The following is a 24,864-nucleotide window of genomic DNA, read 5'->3' as shown; positions in this document are numbered from 1 at the left end:
TACCTTTCCAACCTCTGCCAGGCTTAGGGGTGTGTTCTGGTCCTGTTCAGGAGAAGTGATGAAGAAAATGATGCTGACCGCCTGTCTGGCGGCGCTGTTCTCCATGACAGCATTCGCAGACGATCAACCCGGCCTGAAGGCGGATAAAGCCCCACCGCCGCCGCATAAAATGGATGACGGCTATCGCGGCATGGAAGATGCCCGCATCATGACAATCCAGCAAGCCAAAGCCCTGCATGACGGCGCATCGGTCTCGCTGCGCGGTAATCTGGTGGAAAGAGAAGGCAAAGATGTCTATCTGTTCCGCGATAAAACCGATCAAATACAGCTTGATATTCCCATGGCGGTTTTTGACGGGAAATCCATCTCGCCCGATGAACTGGTGGGCGTCAGCGGCTCGCTCGATAAAAAGCAACAGCCGGTTCGCGTCAGAGTCACGCATTTTCAGAAGCAATAATCGCCGAACGCCCGGCGGCACTCCACCTGCCGGGCGTCGCGTTTTACAGGAACATGCCCCCGGAAACTTCAATACGTTGCGCATTCATCCAGTGCAACTCATCGCTAAGCAGGGCGGCAATCGCATCGCCAATGTCATCTGGCAGGCCCACACGCCCGAGCGCAGTCTGCGCGGCAATGTGCTGATTAATTTGCTCATTATCACGCACCACGCCGCCGCCGAAGTCGGTCTCGATCGCCCCCGGTGCAATGATATTGACTGAAATGCCGCGTGCACCAAGCTCTTTCGCCTGATAGCGCGTCAGCACTTCCATCGCGCCTTTCATGGCGGCATAAGCGGCGTAACCCGGCTGGCAAAAACGTGCCAGGCCGCTGGAGACATTGAGAATACGCCCGCCGTTTTTCATTAGCGGCAGCAGGCTCTGCGTCAGGAAGAACGGTCCCTTAAAGTGGATGTTCACCAACTGGTCAAACTGCGCTTCTGTGGTGTCGGCAAACGACGCGTTAATGCCAATGCCGGCATTGTTCAATAAATAATCAAACGTCTCACGCTGCCATACCGTTTTCAGCTGTTCCTGTACCTCACGGGTAAAGGCGGGAAAACTCGCGCTATCGCCGACATTCAATTGTAATGCCGTTGCTTTTACGCCTTTTTGCTCAATTTCGCGCACAACCTGTTGCGCATCCTCGGCGTTATTATTGTAGGTCAGAATAATGCCGATTCCTTTCGCTGCCAGCTTGAGCGCCGCGTTTTTACCTAATCCACGGCTACCGCCAGTCACTACTGCAATATGTTGTGTCATAAGAACCTCGTTTTTGCTGAATCAGGGGAGTGAGAAAAGCTTATTAGCTGACCTGAAAACAATAAAGGTGCTAAATTACACTTCACTGTTTCACTGAAGATAACAATAGCGTGCCGCGATGGATAAAATTTACGCAATGCAACTGTTCATCCGCGTAGCGGAACTGGAGAGCTTCTCCCGGGCGGCAGACTCAATGGGACTTCCTAAAGGTAGCGTATCGCGGCAGATCCAGGCGCTGGAAACCCACCTCGGTACACAGTTGCTGCACCGCACCACACGACGCGTACAGCTCACGCAAGATGGGATGGTCTATTACGAGCGGGCAAAAGATCTGTTGGCGAATATGGACGAGCTGGATGGTCTTTTTTTGCACGATCCTTCCAGCATCAGCGGCCGTTTACGGGTGGATATGCCCGTCGGCGTGGCAAAAAATCTGGTGATCCCGCGGCTGCCCGCGTTTTTGCAACAGTATCCCGGCATTGAACTGGAGCTGAGCAGCAGCGACCGGCTGGTGGACATTATCCGCGAAGGGTTTGACTGCGTGGTGCGCGTGGGAACGCTGAAAGATTCCGGCCTGATCGCCCGCCAGTTGGGCCGCCTGTCGATCATCAACTGCGCCAGCCCGGATTATCTGGCGCGTTTTGGCTATCCGGAAACACTGGAGGACTTATCTTCCCATGCGCTGGTGCACTACGCCGTTAATCTCGGCACACGACCGCAAGGCTTTGAGCTGTGGCAGGATAATCAGACTCGTTGGGTGAAAACCGGCGGCATTCTGACGGTTAACAGCACCGAAACTTACCAGGCCGCTTGCCTCGCCGGGCTGGGGATTATCCAGGTGCCACGCATTGGCGTACGTGATGCGTTACGCAGCGGAAAACTGGTGGAGATCCTGCCGCAATACCGCGCAGAGCCGATGCCTGTCTCGCTGATTTACCCCCATCGCCGTAATCTTTCCCGCCGGGTACATCTGTTTATGGAGTGGCTGGCAGGCGCGTTAAGAGATTATGTCGATTAACCCCCCAGGCTATAATTTTCACAATGACCCATTCAGGAGAAGGAAAACGCACCTGATGACGCCGGAAAACCACGAAAAACGCCCGACGCACGATCTCGACTACCAACCCGTCAGGAAGATGGCGGAGCAGCCCCCCGAAAAGAAACGTCCTGCCAGCGGTAAACTCAACGGTACGCTGAGCACGGTGACCAGCACCGCGAAAAAAATCCAGCGACGCCCGATGATTGCGCACCTGATCCGCGCGACAGAACGCTTTAACGATCGTATGGGAAATCAGTTTGGCGCTGCCATCACCTATTTCTCGTTTCTGTCGATGATCCCGATACTGATGGTCTCCTTCGCCGCCGCCGGTTTTGTTCTCGCCTCGCACCCCACGCTGTTGCAGGATATTTTCGACAAGATCCTGATGAGCGTCAGCGATCCGACAATGGCCATGACCCTGAAGAACACCATCAATATTGCGGTGCAACAACGTACCACCGTCGGCATTGTCGGGCTGGCAATTGCCCTCTATTCCGGCATCAACTGGATGGGCAACCTGCGTGAAGCGATCCGCGCCCAGTCGCGGGATGTCTGGGAGCGCAATGCCCAGGACAAAGAGAAACTCTGGGTGAAATATTTCCGCGATTTCATCTCGCTGATAGGTCTGCTGGTGGCGCTGATTATTACGCTGTCGATCACGTCGATTGCCGGCGCGGCGCAGCAGATGATCATCTCGGCGCTGTACCTCGATTACATTGAGTGGCTGAAACCGGCCTGGCGGCTGATTGGTCTGGCGATATCTATTTTTGCCAACTATCTGCTGTTCTTCTGGATCTTCTGGCGCTTGCCCCGTCATCGCCCGCGCAGAAAAGCGCTGATTCGTGGGACGTTGATTGCCGCCATCGGCTTTGAAGTCATTAAAATCGTCATGACCTGGACGCTGCCTTCGCTGGTGAAATCCCCTTCCGGCGCAGCATTTGGTTCCGTGCTCGGGCTGATGGCCTTTTTCTATTTCTTTGCCCGCCTGACCCTGTTCTGTGCCGCCTGGATTGCCACTGCGCACTATAAAGATGACCCGCGCATGCCGGGCAGAACCCCCCGCTAAGCGGCTATCGGGCTGAACGTAAACGCAATATATCAGCCCGATCGATGATTTCAGCATGAAAATCCAGACCGTAACTTTTATTTAACCAAAAACCAGTTTTATCCACCAATCTTTAAAAATTGTGAAGCATTTCATAGAAGATAAATCGCAAGTCTGAAAATTATCCGCTTTTTGCTCAATTTTCAGGCTATCCGTGGTTTTGTTACAGATTGAAATGTCTCTTTTGCTGTGACTAATATGGCTGTTCGTTCGCCCAAAATAAGAAAATTTTATGCAAGCTACAGCCACAACATTAGACAACGAACAGGAACACGCACCGGTAAACTCCCGTAATAAAGTCGTCATCGCGTCTCTGATCGGCACCGCCATCGAATTCTTCGACTTCTATATTTACGCCACCGCTGCGGTCATTGTTTTTCCACATATCTTCTTCCCGCAGGGTGATCCGACAGCGGCCACGCTGCAATCACTGGCAACCTTCGCCATTGCCTTTATCGCCCGTCCAATCGGCTCTGCGGTATTTGGTCACTTCGGCGATCGCGTCGGCCGGAAAGTTACGCTCGTCGCCTCGCTGCTGACCATGGGCATTTCCACGGTCGTGATCGGCCTGCTGCCGGGCTACGAAACCATTGGCGTGATGGCGCCCTTGCTGCTGGCGCTGGCGCGTTTTGGTCAGGGTCTGGGCCTGGGCGGTGAATGGGGCGGCGCAGCACTGCTGGCGACGGAAAACGCACCGCCGCGTAAACGTGCGCTGTATGGCTCCTTCCCGCAGCTTGGCGCACCGATCGGTTTCTTCTTTGCCAACGGCACCTTCCTGCTGCTCTCCTGGCTGCTGACCGATGAACAGTTTATGAGCTGGGGCTGGCGCGTACCCTTTATCTTCTCCGCCGTGCTGGTCATTATCGGCCTGTATGTTCGCGTGTCGCTGCATGAAACCCCGGTGTTCGCCAAAGTCGCTGCGGCAAAGAAACAGGTCAAAATCCCGTTGGGAACGCTGCTGACCAAACACGTGCGCGTGACGGTGCTGGGCACGTTCATCATGCTGGCAACCTACACGCTGTTTTACATCATGACAGTCTACTCAATGACCTACAGCACCTCGCCGCAGGGGCTGGGCCTGCCGCGTAACGAAGTGCTGTGGATGCTGATGCTGGCAGTGATCGGTTTTGGCGTGATGGTTCCGGTGGCGGGTTTGCTGGCGGATGCGTTCGGCCGTCGCAAAAGCATGGTGGTGATCACCTCGCTGATTATTCTGTTCGCGCTGTGCATCTTCCCGCCGCTGCTCGGTTCCGGTAACCCGGTGCTGGTGATGGCGTATCTGTTGATTGGTTTGAGTCTGATGGGGCTGACCTTTGGCCCGATGGGCGCGCTGCTGCCGGAGCTGTTCCCGACGGAAGTTCGCTATACCGGCGCGTCGTTCTCCTACAACGTGTCGTCGATTCTGGGCGCATCCGTGGCCCCCTATATCGCGACCTGGTTGCAGGCGAACTACGGTCTGTTTTACGTTGGGATTTACCTGGCGGCGATGGCGTCATTGACGTTGATCGCTCTGCTGCTGACGCACGAGACGAAGCACCAGTCGCTGTAATATTTACCCTCACCCCGCCCTCTCCCTAAAAGGGAGAGGGAGACCCCCCCTCACCCCAGGGGAGAAAATCCCAACCTTCAGGAAGAAGCAGAACATTCTCTCGCCTGTGACGGAAGCCAGAAACCCCACCTTCTCCTTTAGTGCTTCATCTGTGACAAAATTGCCTGACACTGATTTTGTTTACCTTCAGAAGGTGAAACCAGCGCCAGTAAGGCTGCTGCTGGCGTAACTAACGTTGCCAGCGCCGCCGCGACCGCGCCGCGGGCAATCAATGGCCCGGCTTTGACGCCCGCCTGCGGGTTTTTGAAACTGCCGCGCACATACAACGGCGAGCGCAGTGTCACAATGCGGATGCCTTTACTTTCCGGATCGATGGTTAAATCTAACTGCTCTGACGCAAAACTGGCGCTGCCCGTGACGTTAATCAACGCGTTCTCCGTATCAAAAGCAAAGATCTGCGGGCGCGCCACGCCATTCACCAGATTGAGATTCGCCGCCGCGCAGTTGACCCGGACTTCATCATCGCCAAAGATCTGCCCGACAAGGTAATTACCAACGTTAAGACCGAGGATCTCCATCAGGTTACGGCTTACCAGTCCGTCGTTCATCAGCAGCTTCAGATCGCCGTTGCTGGTGCCGAGCAGTGCGGCGACGGAATTGCCCACGCCACGAATGTTGGCATCGCCGTTCATCTCCCCGAGCGTCTTCTGCATCAGTTCCACATTGGGCATCAGTTCTTTGAGCTTCAGGCGACGCGCCTGAATATCCGCCTGCCCTTGCATTGGCTTCTTATCGCCTTCGAGGTGGAGCGTTGCCGAAATCGTACCGCCCGCCAGGCCGAACGTCAGCGGTTGCAGACGCAAATCGGCATTATTCAGCAACACGTGGGTCGAGAGGTCGCTGATTGGCAGCGTTGAACCGTGTTCAATCCGGCGACCTTTAAAGCGGACATCGGCGTCCATCACGTTCCATTTGTCAGTCTCGAAACGATCGTACGGCAGCACCTTACCCACCGGTTGCGCTGACACAGCCTCTTTTTTCGCCACGGTGCCTTTGCCGGAATGGACGCCAATCAGCGGCCCCAAATCCGCCAGACGAAGCTGGCGTGACTCGACGTCGCCTTCCAGTTTAGGGCGTGGTTTGCCGGTGGTATACTTGAGCGTACCGTGAATATCGCTGTCGCCGATATGACCATTAAAGTCGCGATAATCATAGGCCTGGCCCTTAGCATCATGGAGCTTCGCCACTAAGTGGCCATCCGTTTCAAAGGGTGGCGTATCCGGCAGCAGTACGCCGGTGAGATCGTACAGGTCGCCAAGCGAGTCACCGCCGAATTTCAGTTGCAGATCGATGCCGCCCAGATTTAGAGGATCATTAACGGTGCCGACAAACGCCACGCGGGTATTGCCTGAACGGAAATCCGCCTGCACCGGAAAGGGCGTCCCTTCGCTGCGCAGCGCCAGCATGCCACCGATTTTCCCCGTGCCGGAGAGCGGCTGACCGTTGTAGCGCCCTTTCGCCGTCAGGCCAAAAACATAATCACCAGCGTGGGTTTTGTTGTCGCTTTTGCCCGTGACTTCGCTAAACGGCAACGGCTTGCCGAGCGCGTCGACCAGAATGTCGATATCGGCGCGGGTTACGCTGTCGTCAATAGCGATGCGCCCGCGATCAAAAAGGATCGTATCGAGGCGGAAAGACCAGTCGGAGGGCGGCGTATCGGTCTCTTTCGTGCTGTCGCTGGCGAGATTGAAGGTCCAGTTATTCAGCGTATCGGAGCGGCGAATCAGCCTGGCATCGGGCTGCTGGAGCTTGATCCACGGCAGATAGACGGTTTTGGTTAGCAGCGCGAGCGGGGCCAGCGTGGCTTCCACGCGGGGCAGATGCACCATGGTGATTTCGGGAATGTCCGGCGGGTTGCCCAGCAGGACGTCATCGGCATGCACATGCGGCCAGGGCACCCAGCTTCGCCAGCCGGTTTCCTCTTTTTGCCGCTCCCAGACCACACCAAGATCGCCGCGAATGGCAAAAGGGCGGTTCAGTTCAGCTGAGACTTTCTCGTTAATCGTCGGTTTGAGGCGGTTCCAGTCGAATGTGGCGACGATAATGATGGCAACCACAATCAGTAACAGCAGCGTCGCAATGACGGCAATAATCGCTTTACTCGTTTTTGTCATTGAACCTTTCCTTTACAGCCTGACTTTCATAAAGATAGTTGAGGCTCAGGGAAAGGGCGGCGATTACAGTTCGAGTATCACGTGTTCAAGCCGGGCTAAAGGAACCGGGCGCGAAAGAAAATAGCCCTGTGCAGCAAACGCCGGCGAGTCCTGCACATCGCGCCACTCTTCCAGGGTTTCGACCCCTTCAACAATCACGCCCTGGCAATAACGGTTCATCAACTGCAGCAGCAGCGTGAATAGATTTTGCCCTTCCGGGGTTTTACGCAACATGATGAACAGGTCGCGCGCGACTTTGATGTAGTCGTAACGCACTTCGCTCAGCGCCGAGAAATTCGCCATGCCGGTGCCAAAATCGTCCAGCCAGAGCGGGCCGATTTCGCTGATTGACGCAAAAGTAGAGTCTTGCGGTAAACGGATATGTTCAACCAGCTCGAAGCGGATCCACGGCAGCGATTCCACCAGTGACATCAGTTCTTCGTTCTGGCGCATTGCCAGCAGCGTTGGACCGTCGACGTTCACCGACGCCAGCACCTCATTCTCTTCGAAGAATGCCTTTTGCTCCGCCAGTAGCGCCACCTGCTCGTACACCACGTCCACACGCTGGCGCACAGCCACTTCAGAAAAGTAGCGATCCGGCGCGATACGCTGATCCGGCTGCAACGGATGGGTCACAATGGTCAATACTTCAATAGCCATCAGGCGGCCATCTGTTCTGTAGATGGGCTGATAAGTATAAGCACGCTCGCATTGCAGCCAGTAACGACGTTCCTGCAAGCTTTCAATGTCTGCCTCAGGAATATTGAGTCGCTGGATGACCTGCTTTAACTTCATTTCTACTGTCCTGTCGATGGGATGACCTGGAGGAACTCGTCAAAGGGTTATCGGCGCTCGGTCTGATAACTTTATGTTCACGCTGGCGGCAAAAATCAAAAAGCGGGACACCGGAATCTGCACAGAACACGCTTTAGCTCAAAAAAATACTGGAACGTTGTTTTAATATAGTTGACCACGAATCACCCACAACGCACACTACCGTTAATTCATCTGATTCAGGTTCACGACTATGTCCAGGAAAATTGCCGTCATTGGCGAATGCATGATCGAGCTGTCACAAAAAGGCGCAGAAGTTAATCGTGGCTTTGGTGGCGATACCCTTAATACGTCAGTTTACATCGCGCGCCAGGTCGATCCTGCGGCGTTGTCCGTGCACTATGTCACCGCGCTGGGTACGGATAACTTCAGCCAGCAGATGCTGGAATCGTGGCAGAGCGAGAGCGTGGATACCCGCCTGACTCAGCGTATGGAAAACCGCCTGCCGGGCTTGTACTACATCGAAACCGATGCGACCGGCGAACGTACCTTCTACTATTGGCGCAACGAGGCCGCAGCCAAATTCTGGCTGGAGAGCGACCAATCCGACGCGATTTGTGAAGAGCTGGCTACGTTCGATTATCTCTATCTGAGCGGCATCAGCCTGGCAATCCTGAGCCCGACCAGCCGTCATAAGCTGCTGTCACTGCTGCAGGAGTGCCGCGCCAACGGCGGTAAAGTGATTTTCGATAACAACTACCGCCCGCGCCTGTGGGCCAGCAAAGAAGAGACGCGCCTGGTTTATCAGCAGATGCTGGCCTGCACCGATATCGCTTTCCTGACGCTGGATGATGAAGACCTGCTGTGGGGCGAAAAGCCGGTAGAAGAGGTGATTGCACGCACCCAGCAAGCCGGTGTGAAAGAAGTGGTTATCAAACGCGGTGCGGACGCATGCCTGGTGGCGATTGCGGGCGAAGCGGTTGTGGAAGTCCCGGCAGTGAAATTGCCGAAAGAGAAAGTGATCGATACCACTGCGGCGGGTGACTCGTTCAGCGCAGGCTACCTGGCCGTACGTCTGACCGGCAGCGATGCGGTTGCGGCAGCAAAACGCGGTCATTTAACCGCCAGCACGGTAATTCAGTATCGCGGCGCGATCATTCCGCGCGACGCCATGCCGAACTGAGTGGATGTTGATGCCTCTCCCGATGGGGAGAGGCGTCGTTTTCATCATTGCCGTGGCGGAATATCCGACACATCGGAACGCACATCATCATTGCTTGCCGGCGCAGTTGCGGCTTCGGCTGGCGCCATCACCTCTTCCCACGTCGCCTGCAAATCCTTCATGTTGTATTCCGGCTCGCCTTTTGGCTGCAACAGGATCAGCGACATATCCTGCGACAGCTGCTGGTGCAGATCCTGGTTCAGCATTTCCGGCGTAAGGCTGTTAAGGAAGCCCTGACGCAGTTTCTGATACTGCTCCGGGGCAATGTCCACGACCTGGTTTTGCAACGAGCGCATCCGCTGGCTAATCAGAATATCGGTGCCGGTGCGGGCATAGGTCGCAAACAGTTTCTGCAACTCAAGGTTCTTCTGCGCGATCAGCGCCTTGAACTCCTCTTCCGGCAGACCTTTTTGCCGCACTTTCCCCAGTTCACGCGCGATCAGGCCCGCATTGGCATTGAGCTTGTCGTTCGGCGAATCAACATTAATGGCGCATTGCGCACGCTGGAACAGCACCCGGCACTCGAAGCTCAGGCCAATATCTTTGGCGTTATTGCGGGTCAGGTTCTGCTGGATGTGCCAGAACAGCGCTTCGCGCGCCAAATCCGCACGCCAGTATCGCTCCAGCGCCGACGATTCACGGATCGGCTGCCAGGCGGAATCCCACATGATTGACAGGCGATCCTGCGTGACCGCGTCGGTCATCAGGCTTACCGGCTGCGGCGGCAATGGCGACAGCGTCGGCACAGGGGCCGGCGTATGGCGTTTCCCCTTCAGCTCACCAAAGGTTTTATTGATTTGCTCGGCAATCGCGCGACTGTCCACATTGCCGACCACAATCAGCGTCATGGCGTCCGGCGTATACCATTTCTCGTAGAACGCTTTGACCTGCGCGGCATCGATCGGCTCTTTTGGCATTACTGACGGATCGTGAGCCAGCAGCGCAGAACCTTTCAGACGATAACGCCATGCGTTGTCTGTCGTATCGCCAGGCCAGGTGACGACCATATCGTTGCTGGCAAGCGCATGATTCACCGTCTCGGGCGTAATGGCTAAGTTCCCGGCGGCATCCGCCAGCCAGACCAGCGCCTCTTTCAGCAAGTCGCCACGATTATTCGGCAGACTCAGGCTGTACTGCGTAAAGTCGTACGACACCACCGCTGGCGGCAACGGACGTTTCGGATCGATGCCTTGCTGCCAGAGCGAACGCACCTGCGCAGGCTCCAGTGGACCGCTATGGGTCAGCGCGATACGAGGAATAAAATGGTTGAAACCGCTCTGTTGCGTGCTTTCGGTGAGCGAACCGGTATTAATAGACAGGCGAATTTCAATGCGATCGCTGGGACGCTGCGGCGTGGCTAAAACCTGCCACTGAAAACCATTTCCCAGTGTCCCTTGTTGCCAGGCCGGGTCGGGCTGGAGCGCATCTGCCTGCACATAACCGACAGCCGCCAGCATCAGCAAACCGCCTGTTAACAACCGAATTTTTGTGCCCTGCATGAGAACCCCTAATCAACATTCCTGGTTAAAAAGTCAGCCCTCCAGGAGGAGGCCGAAAGATACGTAAAAACACTTCGCTTTTAGACCGCAGGAAAAGCAAAACGTCACACCGTGAAGTGAATAATCCCGAAAATTCATCGTGAATGGTGACGGTAATAGGGGGAATTATGCGCAGAAGCCCGCAGTCCGACAAGGGACTGCGGTCATAAGTCATGAAATTATGAGGAAATTTCGCGAGTTTTTCCGCTTTCAGCTCGATTATTGAGCGTGTCGGACAACTGTTTCTGATCCAGTTCCTTAACCCACTTCGCCACCACAATGGTCGCCACGCCGTTACCCACGAGGTTGGTTAACGCACGAGCTTCCGACATAAAGCGGTCAATCCCCAGAATCAGCGCCAGGCCCGCCACCGGCAGATGGCCCACCGCAGAGAGCGTCGCGGCCAGCACAATAAAGCCACTCCCGGTCACCCCGGCAGCGCCTTTCGAGGAGAGCAGCAACACCACCAGCAGCGTAATTTGATGGAAGATATCCATATGGCTATTGGTGGCCTGGGCGATAAACACCGCCGCCATCGTCAGGTAGATTGAGGTACCGTCGAGGTTAAAGGAGTACCCCGTCGGAATAACCAGCCCGACCACCGATTTGCGGCAGCCCAGCCGTTCCATCTTCTCCAGCATACGCGGCAGCGCAGACTCCGACGACGATGTCCCCAGCACGATCAGCAGCTCTTCACGGATATAGCGAATAAACTTGAAGATGCTGAACCCGGTCGCCCGGGCAATCGCGCCGAGCACCACCACCACAAACAGAATACAGGTCGCATAGAAGCAAATAATCAACTGGCCGAGCTGCACCAGCGTGCCGACGCCGTATTTGCCAATGGTGAACGCCATCGCGCCGAATGCGCCAATCGGCGCAAGACGCATGATGAAGTTGATGATGCCGAAAATCACCTGCGAGAAGCTTTCGATAACGTTGAAAATCAGCTGGCCTTTATGACCGAGACGATGCAACGCAAAGCCAAACAGCACGGCAAACAACAGCACCTGAAGGATATTGCCGCTGGCGAACGCGCCAATGACGCTGGCGGGGATCACATCCAACAGGAAGGCAATAATCCCCTGTTGCTGCGCCTGTTCGGCATAAACCGCCACCGCTTTCGCGTCCAGTGTCGCGGGGTCGACATTCATTCCCGCGCCGGGTTGCACCACGTTAACAATGACCAGGCCGATAATCAGCGCCAGGGTACTGACGACCTCAAAATAGAGCAGTGCCACTGCACCGGTGCGACCGACCGCCTTCATGCTTTCCATACCAGCGATACCGGTGACAACCGTACAGAAAATGACGGGCGCGATGATCATCTTGATAAGCTTAACGAAGCCATCACCAAGCGGCTTCATCTGCGCACCTAATTCAGGGTAGTAATGGCCAAGCAGAATACCGATGGCTATCGCTGTCAGAACCTGAAAGTAGAGACTTTTAAACAGAGAGGTTTTCATAAGGTGTCCTTGGATTAAACCTCAGGCTTTGTGGGGTTTTCAATTAGCCTGCGGTTTAAAAATAACACCCGTCAAACACGACAGAAATAAACTTACATCAAATCTGAAACAACAATGTTAAAAAGTTTGAACTGACTCGCACAACCTCGTAACAATTTACCGATTTTCAGCCCTGTCCGAAGCGGCAAACCAGCGCTGTTCAAACGCCTCTGTTGACGACGCGTGGGCAAAAAGGAAACCTTGCGCCACATTTACGCCCGCCTGCGCCAGCCAGGCGCGCTGGTTTTCCCGCTCCACCCCTTCAGCAATAATGTCCAGCTCAAGGCTGCGCGCCATCTGAATAATGGCCGACACCATGCTGTTGTCATCCGGTAACCCGTCAACAAACGTCTTGTCGATTTTCAGCACATCCACAGGCAGCGACTTCATATGTTGTAACTGACGTAACCCGGCGTAGCCCATACCGAAGTCATCCAGCGCAATGCGAACCCCGGCCTCGCGCAGCGGACGCAGGATCGCCACCGCCGCTTGCGGGTCATCAATACGACGGCTTTCCGTGATTTCCAGGATCAGCGTAGCTGGCGCAATACGGTAGCGATGCAGCAGTTCAAGCATATCGGGCACCATATTGTGATGGAGAAGCTGCAAGGCGGAGAGGTTGACCGACAGCGGCAGCATAATCCCCCGCGATTGCCATGCCGCCAGTAAGCGACAGGACTCTTCAAGCACCCAGTAACCGACGTTGATCATCAACCCGCTAGATTCAATACGCTCTATCAATCCTTCAGGTAAATCCCAGCGCTCATCCTGCTGTTGCATACGCAACAGCACTTCCGCGCTCCTGAGTTCGCCGCTGGCGAGATCCACCTGCGGTTGCAGCCAAATCGCAAATTTACCTTGCTCGAGCGCGGTGAGAATATCGCTCTCAAGCGCCAGACGCTGCTGCGCCAGCGCCATGTGTTGCGGGTCGAAGAACTGGATCTGGTTTTTCCCTTTGTGCCGCGCACTGCTGGCGGCGGATACCGCGCGGCGGTAAAGCTGCTCAGCGGAAAGGTCGCCATAAAACATCGCCACGCCGATGCTGGCGGTCGGGCGTAGCTGGATCCCCTGAAGCGGGATCCGCTCGTTAATCGCAGTGAGTACTTGCTGACCTAAAGTCATGGCCTGCCACGGTGCCTTTATGCCGTGGGCGATAATCGCGAAGTCATTACCGCTGACCTGTGCAAGCGTCATACGCGGTGACAGCACCGACTTCAGCTTCTCTACCAGCGTCAGCAGCAGCATTTCTCGCTGATTTTCCTGCAACACACCCGCGGTATCACGCAGCGTGTCGCAGGCAATCACCATCAGCGCCGTGGTCTTTTTCCGCGCGACCGTCTGCTCCAGCAACGCCATCAGAAAAGCTTTGTTCGGCAGTTCAGACACCGGGAACTGCGTCGATTGCAGGTTTAACGCATCATATTCGCGCAGCAATTGCTGCTGGTGTCGGTTGTAGCTGCGCACCAGCATGCCTATTTCATCATCATGGTGATGGGAAGGCAGAACCAACTGGTGCCCAAGGCGATCCTCTGCCGGAAGGTCATTCAACTCACGGGCGATTTTCCGCAGCGGGTGCACCAGTAACCGGTTCATGCACCAGGAGATCGCCACGGTCAGCATCAGCCAAAGAAGCAAGTAAGCAGTCACTAACGTAGAGAGCGTGCTGATGACAAATTTATAGACGCGGTACGAATCGGCCTGCAATACCAGATAAGCCAATGGCTGAGGGTTGGCCGGGCGCTCCAGCGAATAAATCGGCAGCGAGATCTGGATCGGTAATTCAAATATCCGGGTGATCATCACCGGCACCGGGCGCTCCGGAATAAAGCGCATGCGCAGCGCCTGAAATTGATTGGGCAGCACGACATCCGCCCGACTCACCACCCCGGCTGGTTTAATTTGCTTCAGGATAGATTCCGCTTCCGGAATATCGGCTTTCAGAATCGCCGCCGAGAGCGGTTCACGAACGGAGCGGGCAATGCTTTCCAGTTGCGTAGCCGTGTTATAGCGATTCTGCTGTAAGAAATGAAACAGCAGAATGACGCAAAAAATGAAAATAAACACCATGGACACGGCAGACACCATGGCCATCTGTTTAATGGTTAAAGAACGGCTAACACGCAAAATCACTCTCCAGAGGTACGATAAGCGCAGAGGAAATCAACAGCGACTCTGCCGCCAGATTATACTCGATCGTGACGCTCTTGAGACAAACGACCAGCCAGATTGCAACGCGAAAGAGGATAGCGGCAATCATTATTGGTAACAGATTGAATCACTGGCGTTTAATCACTATACGCCTGCCATGGCGCACAGCGATTCACCACCAGGAATTGTCCTTTTTTTACCAGTCAGCGTAAGGCGTGAGCGTTTGCGGCGGCATATCCATATCGCCCTGCCACCCGGCACCGGAATAACGCACATAAATCAACGCATGGCTTGGGGTGTAATCCTTCGCTTGCTGAATATCGACACCCGCACCAATAAACCAGTGGGACGTCACCCGGCGCTCCACCAGCGCACGTGCGGTATAACCAAAACCGTTCGAACTGCTGCTCGCACTGCCATTGTCCTTATCCGAGTACATCGGGTCGCCATTGGCAAAGAACTGGTTATCCGGGATCAGGTTCTGCAACGGATAGCGTTTGATGCCGTCGGTTTTTGAGTGCGACCACGAGCCAGACGCGCCCAGCTCCCACGACCAGTTTGCCGTACGTTTCCGCCAGACAACCGGCACCGCGAACGAGATATACTGCTGCGGACTGTAATAGCCGCCCTGTCCCAGCGTGTACTCGCTCAGATCCTTGTCGTAATGCCACAGCATATTGTTGAGGCCGACGGTCAGACGCTCATTATCTTTGTTGATCAGCTTGTAGTAATAGCCGGTCATCCAGCGGACACGCCAGTTATCCGCCACGTTCTTACCGGTGATGGAATCCGCATTCAAACTCGACCAGACGCCGTTTGCTTCCCCTTTGTCGTAACTCAGGCTAATGCCGCCACCGGTGGCGCGGACGCCGCCCCATGTCAGGCCAGTATTCGGATCTTTTTGCCCGCCGAACGCCAGTAATGAGCTGGAAATCGGCCGACGATGGACGTTAACGGTGTACCCCAGCGGCCCCAAATCGCTGCTGTAGCTCAGGCCACCCACCATGTCCACTACATCAAACCCCATCGGCGTGGTGCCGATGTCCCCCGACCAGGTGCCATTTTGCCAGCCGACCGCGAGACTTGCGCCGTTGGCTTTCTGGCTGGTGTTGCCGCTACATGGCGTTGCGGAACAGGTGCCCCAATTGGGCTCGTAAACATCATTTGTGGTGGCGAAGCTGCCCACATTCATATTCACCACATCGGTGCGGAAGAACATCCGCCCGTCCGCCAGCGGCGCATCTGCCTGCAACATGGTGGTATGGGCTTTCAGATCGGAATAACCGCCGGTACCGCTGGAACCCCAATAATCATGCTGCAGCGTGACATTGATATCCTGTTGCCGGTAGAGATCGGCCGCATCACTGCGGATGCCGCGCTTCAGCCAGTCATCTTTCGCGTTATTGCGCGTTAAACGCGTAAAGGTGTCGTTATCCACAGGCGGTGTGGTGGTCACGCCGGACGCCACCATGGCATCTTTCCAGGTTTCCAGTGCCTGCTGCGGCTCGCCCTGCTGCGCCTGAAAACGGGCAGCATCGCGCAACACCAACGCGCTCTCCATCGACGGCGGCTGCGCTTTGGCCTGCGGCGTAATGCGGCTAAAGGTTTGCCGGGCGCTGTCGGTATCGCCAAGTGCGGCCTGCACCAGCGCCAGACGCCGCTGGGTATTGATGGATTGCGGTTGCGCCGCCGTCGGGGCGGGCAACTTCGCCAGTTGCGCGCGCGCCGCCATTTTATTGCCATCGGCGGCGTACAACTCCGCCAGACCAAGCCGCGCATCCGGGTTATTTGTATCCCGCTCCAGCACCCGGTTGAAATAGTGCTGCGCAGACGCGCTATCGCCACCCTGCTGCGCCCAGTCGGCCAGCGTCAAATCAATACGCGTCGACGCAGGCTGCTGCGCCAGTAGCGCCCGCGCCTGCTCTTCATGGCCGCTGTCGCGCAGCCGGTTGGCGTTTTCCAGCAGGCGATTGGTTTGCAGCCGCTCCGCCAGTTCCTGAATATTGCTGTTCCACTGCGCTTTCGGCAGCCCATTAAGATGATTCAGCGCCGCCATTTCCTGATTATTGCCGGAGAGATACAGGCCATAGGCGTACACCTGCTCCGGATCGCCAGGTTTGAGTGCGGCGAGACGCTGCATTTGCGCATCGGCTTCGTGCTGCTGTCCGGCCTGGCGCAGGTCGCTCGCCAGACGGTAAGTCACCCACACGCTACCAGGATCGAGCGCCAGCCGCTGGCGTTGCAACTCCGCTGCCTGTGCCCACTGGCCGCTGTTTTCCAGCGCTTCCGCCTGCTGCGCCAGTCGATCATTTTTCAGCCCGCGCTCAATGTCATCAATGCTGCGACGCTGGCTGGCGGAAAGCGACTGAATAAACGTGTCGGCTTCTTGCGGCGAGCGTGCGCGATAAATATTCGCCAGACCGCGCACCGCATTGCTGTTGCCGCTGTCCATACGCAGCGCCTGGCGGTAAAACCCTTCCGCTGCGTTGCTGTCCTTGCGGGCCATCGCCGCATCGCCAAGGCCAAGCACCGCATAGCTGTCGGTGTTATCAATACGCCGCGCCTGCGAATAGAGGCGCTCCGCCTCAGCTGGGTTGTTCGCTTTTAACGCCGCGTCACCTTGTTGGATCAGCAGCCAGTAACGGTTGGTTTTTAACAAACTCTCCCACTTACTGCGGTTACCACTGGTGGGATCCATGGCGATGGCTTTTTCGAATTGCGCCACCGCACGGGCGCGATCGCCGCTTTGCGAATAGGCTTGCCCGAGCGCGCCAACGGCTTCACTGTCCGTTCGGTTGGCAGTGACGGCCTGGCGCAACTCACCCACCGCTTTTGCCCCCTGTCCGGCATCCACCGCCGCCAGGCCGGTGGCCCGGGCGCGAAACGCCGGATCGGCAAGCTGTTTTTGCTGCGCGGCGAGCTGCGTGCGTGCGCTGTCCACGGTATCGCCCGAGCTGAATACGGTCAGAAAACGTTGTAGTGCTTTCACGCTGGCGTCACTCACCGGCATGCGTTGGATCTGCTGATACCAGAGCCCTGCCGCCGCTTCACGACCCGCGCTGGATTTCGCCATCTGCTCCAGCACCGCATACCCTTCGGCATCGCGACCGTCGCCAAACAGCAATTGCGCCAGCGAATTTTGCAGTGCCTCATTACCCGGATTGCGAGCGTTCAGTGCTTTCAGTTGCGTGATTGCCTCACTGCGACGCGCCGGAACTTTCGCGACCAACGCCCAGTACTCCACCGCCAGATCGCCCTCCGGTGGATTACCTTTAAACAACGCATCATAGGCTGCGAGCGCTTCCGGCACATGCCCTGTCGTGGCCTGTAAGCGCGCCTGTTGCAACGCCTGGCGTCCCTCTGCGCCAGAGAGCGTCATCGTCGTCACGGAGGATTTATACGCTGAGGAATCCGGCGCCAGTTGCTTCATGCGGTCGAGCTGCTTTTGCGCCCCGGCGTTATCGCCCTGGCGCAGTAAATAGCGAAAACGCGCGGCAATCACTTCCGGGTTATCCGGATCGATAAGTTCGAGTCGGTACAACGACTGACGTACCAGGTCCTCACGTTTGGTGGCTTCACCCAGCCGCACCTGTGACAGCAGCTGCTGCTGAGCGGTGGGTTCATCCGCCTGCGTGGCTGGCGTCAGCGCAAGCGCGAGTGAGAGACAAAGTAAGCTTACTGTGAACTTGCGCATGCCTGGCCCCAGTCAGGTTGTAACTCACCGCGAGAGGTGAAACGAAAACGGTGCTCATCCCAGCCTTGACCGAACAGGGTAAGAACATAACTGTAATAAGCATCATCGCCCGGGAAATGGTCAGCGACGTTTTGCCGTTGCACGGCCTGCGCATCACGATCCTGTAAGAAGGGCAACAGCGCAGCGGCAAAGCCAACCGGGCCATTACCGCGCGGCTGCGCAGTGGCGACATCCACTTTTTCCGGCACCACGCCATTTTTCGCCGTCACCGCCGCCATCGGTTTTAACCGTTCGAGCAGAGGCGTTTTTTGCGCATCGCGGTCGTTCATCATTCCCACCCACAGATAGACGCGGATGGCGTCGTAGCCACTGATCAACGTCTTATCGGGGGCCAGTTGCCAGCCTTTACTTTTTTCATAACGCACCCAGTCCGGCGAAAACCCCTTCGGCGCCGTCTCCAGCAACAACCGGTGATTGGTCTCCTGCAGTGCCGCCCAGGGCTCGCCAAAACGGGTCAAATAGCGGGCAAGCTGCGGTGGCAGGTAGCTGGGGTTAAACCGCCAGACCGTCTCCTCGGCAAAGCCGACTTTTCCCGGTAGCAGCATTGGCCCCAGTCCTGGTACAGTCACCACTTCCTCTTTGGCGATGCGGTTTAACAACGCCTTGCCCAGGGTGGTATAGCGCTCTTCTTTCCATAAGCGTCCGGCTTCCAGCAGTGACCAGGCTATCCAGATATCCGCATCCGACGCGGAGTTACTATCCAGCACGGTCCAGTTGCTTTCGTCCTTTTTCCCCCACAGCCAGGCCGGAAGGTGTTCGCCGGGATCCCCCTGCGCCAGATTGTCTTTCGTCCATTCCAGCACGTTATCGAACATCGGACGGTCATTCGCCGCCAGCGCGAAGAACAAGGCATAGCTTTGCCCTTCCGAGGTGGTTATCTTGCGCGCATCGCTGGGGTCAATCACCCGCCCGCCATCGCTGATATACGCCTGTTTGAAGTGCTCCCAGGCGGGCCATGTGCAGGCGGCGCGCACATTCACCGCCGCCAGCACCAGCGCCATTACAACCCAACGTAACGCCTTCATCGCCGTTACTCGTGATCCGGGTCAAGACGACGGCGGCTGATGATCCGCAACAGACGCCACAGCACCCACGCCAGCAGCACAATACTCACCGCCGCCAGCACCGCCAGCAGCACAGGATGGTTCGCCAGCGCATACCAGACACGCTCAAACCACGGTAAATGGCCCACATAATAGATGTCGCCAACGCGTAAACCGTTCACCCCGGACTCGCGGATCACCGACACCGAACCGAAAATCGCCGCGCGTTTGCCGCTGTCATTCATTGCCTGATTGAGCAAGGTGTAACCGCGCGGGCTATCCGCCAGCAGTGCGACTACGCTGCGCTGATCGTTAAACGGTGACTGGAAGCCGACAATGGCTGCCATCGGGCCGTCGGAGGTGATGGCGGTCTGCGTCTCCGCCTGGCGATCGGCTTCATCCGGCAGGTTCGACGCGAATAGAGTCTGGCGCTGCGGTGTTTTCACCCAGCTTTGCGCCGCCTCAACCAGCAGGTCGATTTTCTTATCATCTTTGAGCGCGGGCGGAATCGCGCCGACGATCATGATATCCGCATCTTTGCCCTGGATTTTGCTGGCATCGTCGGTCAACTGCACGTTGATAGCCGGGAAGCCCGTCTGCGCGCCAACGGTGCCCAACGCATCGAGCAGCGTGGTCAGTTGCGCAGGCGCGGGTTTAGGCGGCATCACCACCAGCGTTTGCGACAGATCCGCCATCCGGCTGAACGGGAAGCCCGCATTGGCGAAAGCACGCAGATCCGGCATGGCGATAAAGTGGTAATACTTCGAGAAATCGATGGTGGAATCGTCGCCAATGACCACGCGGTTATCCACCTGCTGGAAGGTCACGCAGTTATCAATGGTGCCGCCCGGCATCGGATTCATGTACTGGAAATCAAAGCGCAACTGGTTGACCGCACCCAGTTTCAGCGCCGGAATGGAGACATCCGTTTTACCGTCCAGCAACCCCTGAAGCACCGGCAGGCGCAGCAGCAACTTATTGCTGTCCTGGTTACTCAGCAGGCTGAAATATTGCAGGAACTGGTTGTTCAGGCTGATATCCATGCGCGAGTTATCTTTCGTCGGCGGCGCGGTATAACGGTAATTGAGGTTCATATCAATGCCGTTACTGCGCAGCAGATAGAGATCCGGCGGCAGGTTCAGCGCCACGTTGATCGACGCGGGCTGCAACCCGGTTGATTGCAACTGCTCTTCATAGGTTTTCAGCTCGCCAAAACTGACCGGACGATCGGTACGGATCCAGTTCGGCGCATCGTAGGGCTGACGCGCCAGCAACGGTTTCACGTCATCAACGGTGACGCTATCACCACGGAACAACACATTGCCCTGCGCAATCCCTTTTGCCGCCTGCAACAGATCGTTATCGTCACGGCCCATCACCACCAACAACTTCACATACGGATTATCCGGATGCGCAATCATGCTGATGGTCGGCCCTTTCACCGCCGGGGCATCACGCAGGAAGTCCGGGCGCTTATCATTGGTGGCGAAAACAATGGCGTTACTGTCCGGCAGGGTGTTGTAACTGACCGGGAACGTCTGCCCGCGCCAGCCGGAGCGCGAACCAAACCAGGACGCGATAACGGCCGCCGCCTGCTGTTGCCCCAGGCCCGGCGCATCGGCAAAGACCATCGGCAGCGTTAAGGCACGGTTATCACGCGCGTCAAAGAACGGAACAGGGAAGTGAGACAGATCGTTTTGCAGCGCCAGCTTCTGGTAGGTCAGATCCAGCGAACTGCTGCGCCCGATATCCAGCCACAGCGTGTTACTGGCCGGGTTTTCACAGACATCGCGATAGTGTCCGACAAACTCCAGACGCACACGGTTAAAATCGGCGATAAAAAGCGGGTTAATCGGCACCTGAGCCAGCGTTTTTTTGCCCAGTTGCTCTTTGGTGACCGGCAGCACGCCCATCAATTCATCGTTCAGGTAAACCTTCAACTGCGATTGCACGGGCAGCAGCGACGGTGACGGCGTGTACTCAAGGTTCAGCACCGCTTTTGACACCAGCTCATCGCTACGCATGCCAAACTCGACACCGCCATTCGGATTGACGCCGCGCAGCACCATACTGCCCGGCGGCGGCGCAATCTGAGCAAACGTTAGCTTCACATCGCGGGACGGGGCGTTTTCCGCCACCACCGGCGCATTCGCGCCCTGTACACCAGGCATAACCTGGCCCACCACCTCCGCACCATTGGCGGTAGGCAGCATCTGCCCGGTAGCCAGCGCAGCGGGGTTCGCAGGCGCCGCGAGGGTCGTCATCGGGGGCAGCGCGCTCATCCCCACTGCCACTGCACAAATCCAGGAGAATTTTCTTTTCATCGCGTTTTCATCATTGTTGAGCCATAACCGGATTCGGTTGCTGTGCCGTCAGGTTCCGTGCTGGCCTGCGAGGGATGAACGACACCCCCCAGGAGACCAGGCCGGTGAGCACACGGAAAATCACCTTCACTGACGACGGAGCGAATTCCGCGAGATGGCGATAGCCGCGGAAACCCAATTTCAAAATATCGAACAGGCTTTCCAGCGGTTTATCTTCCGGAAAACTGTCCTGCCACAACGCCCATGTGTCGGCACGGGCAAACGTACACTGCACAAAATCGATATGCTGTTTGGTGGTCAACGGCATCAGTTGCAGACCGACCTCATTGCCGGAGACGCGCGCCACGGTCGTGGGAAAGACGTACTCCTGCCGACCGCGCTTCAGCAACAGGTTCACGCGTTGCCCTTCAAGCACCTGCGCCTGGCCGTTGATCCTGATGCCCAGACCGCCGTCAGAGAAGTCATGCACGGTACAGGAGAAAAGATGGCCATCTTCGCGGGCAATTGCCGCGGGCATGGACATTTCCACCCTGTGCGCCCGGCGAACCTGCTTGCTTTCCACCGATACCGCCACCGCGCCGCCGAGAATAACCATGTTGTAGAACACCCACGCCATACTGACGAAGACCGTCAGGATTTCGTTTTCCGGCCCGTAGAAGTAGCGCCATACGCCAACCGCCAGACCGAGCACGTTAATCAGCACCAGGTAGATATAGGGACGGGAAATCACCCAATCCACATACTCTTCTTCCACCAGGCCGCCTTTCGCCGTGACGTTAAACTTGCCTTTGTGCGGGTTAAAGAGCGCCACCATCGTAGGCGGTGCGATATACCAGGCCAGTACCGTTTCATAAATCTCACTCCAGAAGGAGTGACGGTATTTGCCCTGAATTTTCGAGTTGGTCAGGCTGGCGTGGATCATATGCGGCAGAACGAACAGCGCGATCATCAGCGCCGGGGCATAAATGATGTAGGCATGCAGCAGCAAAAACGCCAGCGGCGCGGTCAGAAAGATCAGTCGTGGAATGCCGGACAAGAAGTGAAACATGGCGTTGACGTAGCACAGTCGCTGCCCGAGCTTCAGCCCTTTGCCGAACAGCGGGTTATCGAGGCGGAAGATCTGCACCATGCCGCGCGCCCAGCGAATACGCTGACCAATATGCGCAGACAAACTCTCCGTCGCCAGCCCTGCCGCCTGCGGAATACGCATATACGCGGAGGTGTAGCCCAGGCGGTGTAAACGCAGGGAGGTGTGCGCATCTTCGGTGACGGTTTCTACCGCAATACCGCCGATTTGATCCAACGGTTCACGACGGATCACCGCACAAGAGCCGCAGAAGAAGGTGGCGTCCCACATGTCGTTGCCGTCCTGCACCAGGCCATAGAACAGCGTGCCTTCGTTCGGCGTTTTACGAAAACGCCCAAGGTTACGTTCAAACGGATCCGGCGAGAAAAAATGGTGCGGCGTCTGCATCATCGCCAGTTTTTTCTCTTTCAGGAACCAGCCCATGGTCATTTGCAGGAACGAGCGCGTGGGCACGTGGTCGCAGTCGAAAATCGACACAAACTCGCCCTTCGCATACTTCAGGGCATTGTTGATATTCCCGGCTTTGGCGTGTTCGTGAGTGGTGCGAGCGATGTACTCCACCCCAACGGTGTTGGCGAAGACGCGAAACTCGTCACGGCCGCCATCGTCGAGGATCCAGATTTTGAGTTTATCTTTCGGCCAGTCAATGCCCAATGACGCGTAAATGGTGTTTTTCACCACGCTTAAATCTTCGTTATAGGTGGGCACGAAGATATCCACCGAGGGCCACAGCGCCATCTCTTTCGGCAGCGGCACCGGCTGGCGATTGAGCGGCCACACCACCTGGAAATAACCGAGGATCAGCACAATCCAGGCGTAGGTTTCCGCGAACAGCAGTATCAGACCACACACCAGACTGACCGGATCGTTCCAGTTCAGCGTCGAGGTATAACGCCACCAGATATAACGACAGGAAACGGTGAGCGACAGAACAATCAACATTAACGCCGAGAAGCGCCCCGGAATGCGCCGCACCAGCAAGGCCACACCCCATAGCAGCATCAGGAACACAAACTGCGAAAGCGGGTTAAAGGGCTGTGTAATACACAAAATCGCCAGAACCAGCGAGAAGACAACCACCACGCCAAGAATGAAACGCCGGACGCGCGGATGAATATGCGCCAGCTCTTTTTTGTGGTCGAGGTGACCGGTACGTTGCGTTACCCGTGCTGGCAGACTATCCAGCCAGTGATACCAGCGCCCTCGCAACGCGCGAGCCCGGGCAAAACGCTGACGACGCGCGGATTTCGGCGGTCCCCAGGGCAAGGTGACTAACAGCCAAAGGGTTTGCACCAGATAGCGCGCCGGGTCGAGAGGGCGGGGTTTGTCAGGATCGATATGCGGAAATAGCTGATGTTGCTGCGCACGCAGCAGCTGCCAGCGCGGATGCTCCAGCGGAATAAACATCCATGCGAGTATCGCCCAGAAGCAGCCAGAGGCCGCGCTGAACCCGGAGGCGCCATGACGGCGATAGTGCTGATAGCGCTCGCTTAAACGCGCGCTAACCGGTGGGATCAGCAACCAGGCGGACAGGCGACTCATTGCGGGCTCCTTGCGGGCTCCCCGCTGTCCGCACGCGTTTGCGCACAATGCAGCAGGCACCAGTTCGCCAGCGTTAACACCTCTTCCGCCGCCAACGCATCGGCACGGTATTCGCCCAGCGGCTGTTTTGACGCCATGCATTCCGCCATCGCTTCATCGCGATGAATATAGATCGGCAGCATTCGTCGCTGGCTTTGTAACCACACCTGCCAGAGGTCATCCTGTAACTGACTGCCTACGCGCAGATCGTTTATCAGAATATGCGTGCCCACCGGCAAAACCTGCTGGTGCAGACGCACGTGGCAGTTCGTGTCCGGCTTGATAATGGTCAGCGTATGATCGCACTGCTCAATAAACTGGCGAGCCAGTGGCGAATAACCGTGCGGCAGGTCGATCAATACCCACTGATAATGCTGCTGCGTTTGTAGCGCCTGCAGAATAGAGGTGAGCGCGTTAAGCACGTCGGGCAGTCGCTGGCTATTTTCCCATTCGCTTGTCGTCAGCCGGCCAAAAGGCAAGACATCAAGTTGAGAGGTGTAACGCAGTCCCGCATCGCGCCAGTCCTGACCATCCAGTAAAGCGCGCGCCCAACCGCCGTTATGATCGAAATCGACATTAAATGACAGGCGCAGAAGATTATCGGGGCACGCGTCAATAACGAGCACCGACTCGCCTAATAATTGCAATGACCAGGCCAGAGCCGCAGTGATTGATGTTGTACCCACGCCACCGCGTATCCCCTGTAATCCCAAGATGGCCATT

General features: G+C 56.6%; 16 protein-coding genes. 5 read left to right on the top strand and 11 right to left on the bottom strand.

Annotated features, from left to right (window positions below; translation table 11 throughout):
* Nucleotides 1-58 precede the first annotated feature (58 nt).
* A complete protein-coding gene (locus N7922_RS01185) occupies nucleotides 59-457 on the top strand; it encodes a YdeI family stress tolerance OB fold protein (protein ID WP_263098890.1) in 399 nt (132 codons plus the stop codon).
* Between the two features lie 43 nt (nucleotides 458-500).
* Here the strand turns inward: N7922_RS01185 and N7922_RS01180 are convergent, their stop codons facing one another.
* Nucleotides 501-1,259 (bottom strand): SDR family NAD(P)-dependent oxidoreductase, encoded by a 759-nt coding sequence (locus N7922_RS01180; protein WP_263098889.1) that lies wholly within the window; start codon nucleotides 1,257-1,259, stop codon nucleotides 501-503.
* A 118-nt stretch (nucleotides 1,260-1,377) separates the two neighbouring features.
* Here N7922_RS01180 and N7922_RS01175 point away from each other — a divergent pair, with 118 nt between their 5' ends.
* From N7922_RS01175 to N7922_RS01165, 3 genes are all read left to right on the top strand, one after another.
* Complete coding sequence (locus N7922_RS01175) at nucleotides 1,378-2,277, top strand: LysR family transcriptional regulator (protein ID WP_263098888.1); 900 nt, start codon at nucleotides 1,378-1,380, stop codon at nucleotides 2,275-2,277.
* A 55-nt stretch (nucleotides 2,278-2,332) separates the two neighbouring features.
* Nucleotides 2,333-3,364, top strand: coding sequence for an inner membrane protein YhjD (yhjD, locus tag N7922_RS01170; RefSeq protein WP_263098887.1), 1,032 nt, complete (start codon nucleotides 2,333-2,335; stop codon nucleotides 3,362-3,364).
* Between the two features lie 271 nt (nucleotides 3,365-3,635).
* Nucleotides 3,636-4,952: an MFS transporter gene (locus N7922_RS01165; RefSeq protein ID WP_263098886.1), complete on the top strand. Its 1,317-nt coding sequence runs from the start codon at nucleotides 3,636-3,638 to the stop codon at nucleotides 4,950-4,952.
* Between the two features lie 137 nt (nucleotides 4,953-5,089).
* On the opposite strand, the gene N7922_RS01160 is transcribed toward N7922_RS01165, so the two are convergent.
* Nucleotides 5,090-7,126, bottom strand: coding sequence for an AsmA family protein (locus tag N7922_RS01160; RefSeq protein WP_263098885.1), 2,037 nt, complete (start codon nucleotides 7,124-7,126; stop codon nucleotides 5,090-5,092).
* A 63-nt stretch (nucleotides 7,127-7,189) separates the two neighbouring features.
* Nucleotides 7,190-7,960, bottom strand: coding sequence for a cyclic-guanylate-specific phosphodiesterase (gene pdeH / locus N7922_RS01155; protein ID WP_263098884.1), 771 nt, complete (start codon nucleotides 7,958-7,960; stop codon nucleotides 7,190-7,192).
* Nucleotides 7,961-8,192: 232 nt separating this feature from the next.
* On the opposite strand from pdeH, the gene N7922_RS01150 reads away from it, so the two are divergent.
* Nucleotides 8,193-9,122: a sugar kinase gene (locus tag N7922_RS01150; RefSeq protein ID WP_263098883.1), complete on the top strand. Its 930-nt coding sequence runs from the start codon at nucleotides 8,193-8,195 to the stop codon at nucleotides 9,120-9,122.
* 44 nt (nucleotides 9,123-9,166) lie between these two features.
* Here N7922_RS01150 and N7922_RS01145 read toward each other — a convergent pair whose 3' ends face one another.
* The 8 genes from N7922_RS01145 to bcsQ all read right to left on the bottom strand — a co-directional run bounded on the left by N7922_RS01145 (nucleotide 9,167) and on the right by bcsQ (nucleotide 24,863).
* Nucleotides 9,167-10,660 (bottom strand): M16 family metallopeptidase, encoded by a 1,494-nt coding sequence (locus N7922_RS01145; protein ID WP_263098882.1) that lies wholly within the window; start codon nucleotides 10,658-10,660, stop codon nucleotides 9,167-9,169.
* A gap of 218 nt (nucleotides 10,661-10,878) precedes the next feature.
* Entirely contained in the window at nucleotides 10,879-12,165 is a 1,287-nt protein-coding gene (locus N7922_RS01140) for a dicarboxylate/amino acid:cation symporter (RefSeq protein WP_263098881.1), read from the bottom strand.
* A gap of 156 nt (nucleotides 12,166-12,321) precedes the next feature.
* Nucleotides 12,322-14,328: a biofilm formation regulator HmsP gene (hmsP, locus tag N7922_RS01135; RefSeq protein WP_263098880.1), complete on the bottom strand. Its 2,007-nt coding sequence runs from the start codon at nucleotides 14,326-14,328 to the stop codon at nucleotides 12,322-12,324.
* A gap of 220 nt (nucleotides 14,329-14,548) precedes the next feature.
* The gene (gene bcsC, locus N7922_RS01130; protein ID WP_263098879.1) at nucleotides 14,549-18,046 is read right to left on the bottom strand and encodes a cellulose synthase complex outer membrane protein BcsC; all 3,498 of its coding nucleotides are present in this window, start codon (nucleotides 18,044-18,046) and stop codon (nucleotides 14,549-14,551) included.
* A complete protein-coding gene (gene bcsZ / locus N7922_RS01125; protein ID WP_263098877.1) occupies nucleotides 18,028-19,131 on the bottom strand; it encodes a cellulose synthase complex periplasmic endoglucanase BcsZ in 1,104 nt (367 codons plus the stop codon). The genes bcsC and bcsZ overlap by 19 nt, the downstream gene beginning before the upstream one ends.
* A 5-nt stretch (nucleotides 19,132-19,136) precedes the next feature.
* On the bottom strand, nucleotides 19,137-21,473 hold the full coding sequence (gene bcsB / locus N7922_RS01120) for a cellulose biosynthesis cyclic di-GMP-binding regulatory protein BcsB (protein ID WP_263098875.1): 2,337 nt from the start codon (nucleotides 21,471-21,473) through the stop codon (nucleotides 19,137-19,139).
* A 10-nt stretch (nucleotides 21,474-21,483) separates the two neighbouring features.
* Entirely contained in the window at nucleotides 21,484-24,102 is a 2,619-nt protein-coding gene (gene bcsA, locus N7922_RS01115; RefSeq protein WP_263098874.1) for a UDP-forming cellulose synthase catalytic subunit, read from the bottom strand.
* Nucleotides 24,099-24,863, bottom strand: coding sequence for a cellulose biosynthesis protein BcsQ (gene bcsQ, locus N7922_RS01110; RefSeq protein ID WP_263098873.1), 765 nt, complete (start codon nucleotides 24,861-24,863; stop codon nucleotides 24,099-24,101). The genes bcsA and bcsQ overlap by 4 nt, the downstream gene beginning before the upstream one ends.
* Nucleotide 24,864: the final 1 nt, after the last annotated feature.

This window comes from Kosakonia sp. ML.JS2a, from assembly GCF_025642095.1.
In the GTDB taxonomy this organism is placed as follows: Bacteria; Pseudomonadota; Gammaproteobacteria; order Enterobacterales; family Enterobacteriaceae.
This window is presented reverse-complemented; position numbering and strand designations above follow the sequence as displayed.

What these genes read in the sequence shown, in the direction of transcription:
- N7922_RS01145 (WP_263098882.1), bottom strand. Translation starts at nt 10,660, where the DNA reads ATGCAGGGCACAAAAATTCGGTTGTTAACAGGCGGTTTGCTGATGCTG.
- pdeH (WP_263098884.1), bottom strand. Translation starts at nt 7,960, where the DNA reads ATGAAGTTAAAGCAGGTCATCCAGCGACTCAATATTCCTGAGGCAGAC.
- N7922_RS01140 (WP_263098881.1), bottom strand. Translation starts at nt 12,165, where the DNA reads ATGAAAACCTCTCTGTTTAAAAGTCTCTACTTTCAGGTTCTGACAGCG.
- N7922_RS01185 (WP_263098890.1), top strand. Translation starts at nt 59, where the DNA reads ATGAAGAAAATGATGCTGACCGCCTGTCTGGCGGCGCTGTTCTCCATG.
- bcsC (WP_263098879.1), bottom strand. Translation starts at nt 18,046, where the DNA reads ATGCGCAAGTTCACAGTAAGCTTACTTTGTCTCTCACTCGCGCTTGCG.
- N7922_RS01160 (WP_263098885.1), bottom strand. Translation starts at nt 7,126, where the DNA reads ATGACAAAAACGAGTAAAGCGATTATTGCCGTCATTGCGACGCTGCTG.
- N7922_RS01175 (WP_263098888.1), top strand. Translation starts at nt 1,378, where the DNA reads ATGGATAAAATTTACGCAATGCAACTGTTCATCCGCGTAGCGGAACTG.
- bcsQ (WP_263098873.1), bottom strand. Translation starts at nt 24,863, where the DNA reads ATGGCCATCTTGGGATTACAGGGGATACGCGGTGGCGTGGGTACAACA.
- bcsA (WP_263098874.1), bottom strand. Translation starts at nt 24,102, where the DNA reads ATGAGTCGCCTGTCCGCCTGGTTGCTGATCCCACCGGTTAGCGCGCGT.
- N7922_RS01165 (WP_263098886.1), top strand. Translation starts at nt 3,636, where the DNA reads ATGCAAGCTACAGCCACAACATTAGACAACGAACAGGAACACGCACCG.
- bcsB (WP_263098875.1), bottom strand. Translation starts at nt 21,473, where the DNA reads ATGAAAAGAAAATTCTCCTGGATTTGTGCAGTGGCAGTGGGGATGAGC.
- bcsZ (WP_263098877.1), bottom strand. Translation starts at nt 19,131, where the DNA reads ATGAAGGCGTTACGTTGGGTTGTAATGGCGCTGGTGCTGGCGGCGGTG.
- N7922_RS01150 (WP_263098883.1), top strand. Translation starts at nt 8,193, where the DNA reads ATGTCCAGGAAAATTGCCGTCATTGGCGAATGCATGATCGAGCTGTCA.
- N7922_RS01180 (WP_263098889.1), bottom strand. Translation starts at nt 1,259, where the DNA reads ATGACACAACATATTGCAGTAGTGACTGGCGGTAGCCGTGGATTAGGT.
- yhjD (WP_263098887.1), top strand. Translation starts at nt 2,333, where the DNA reads ATGACGCCGGAAAACCACGAAAAACGCCCGACGCACGATCTCGACTAC.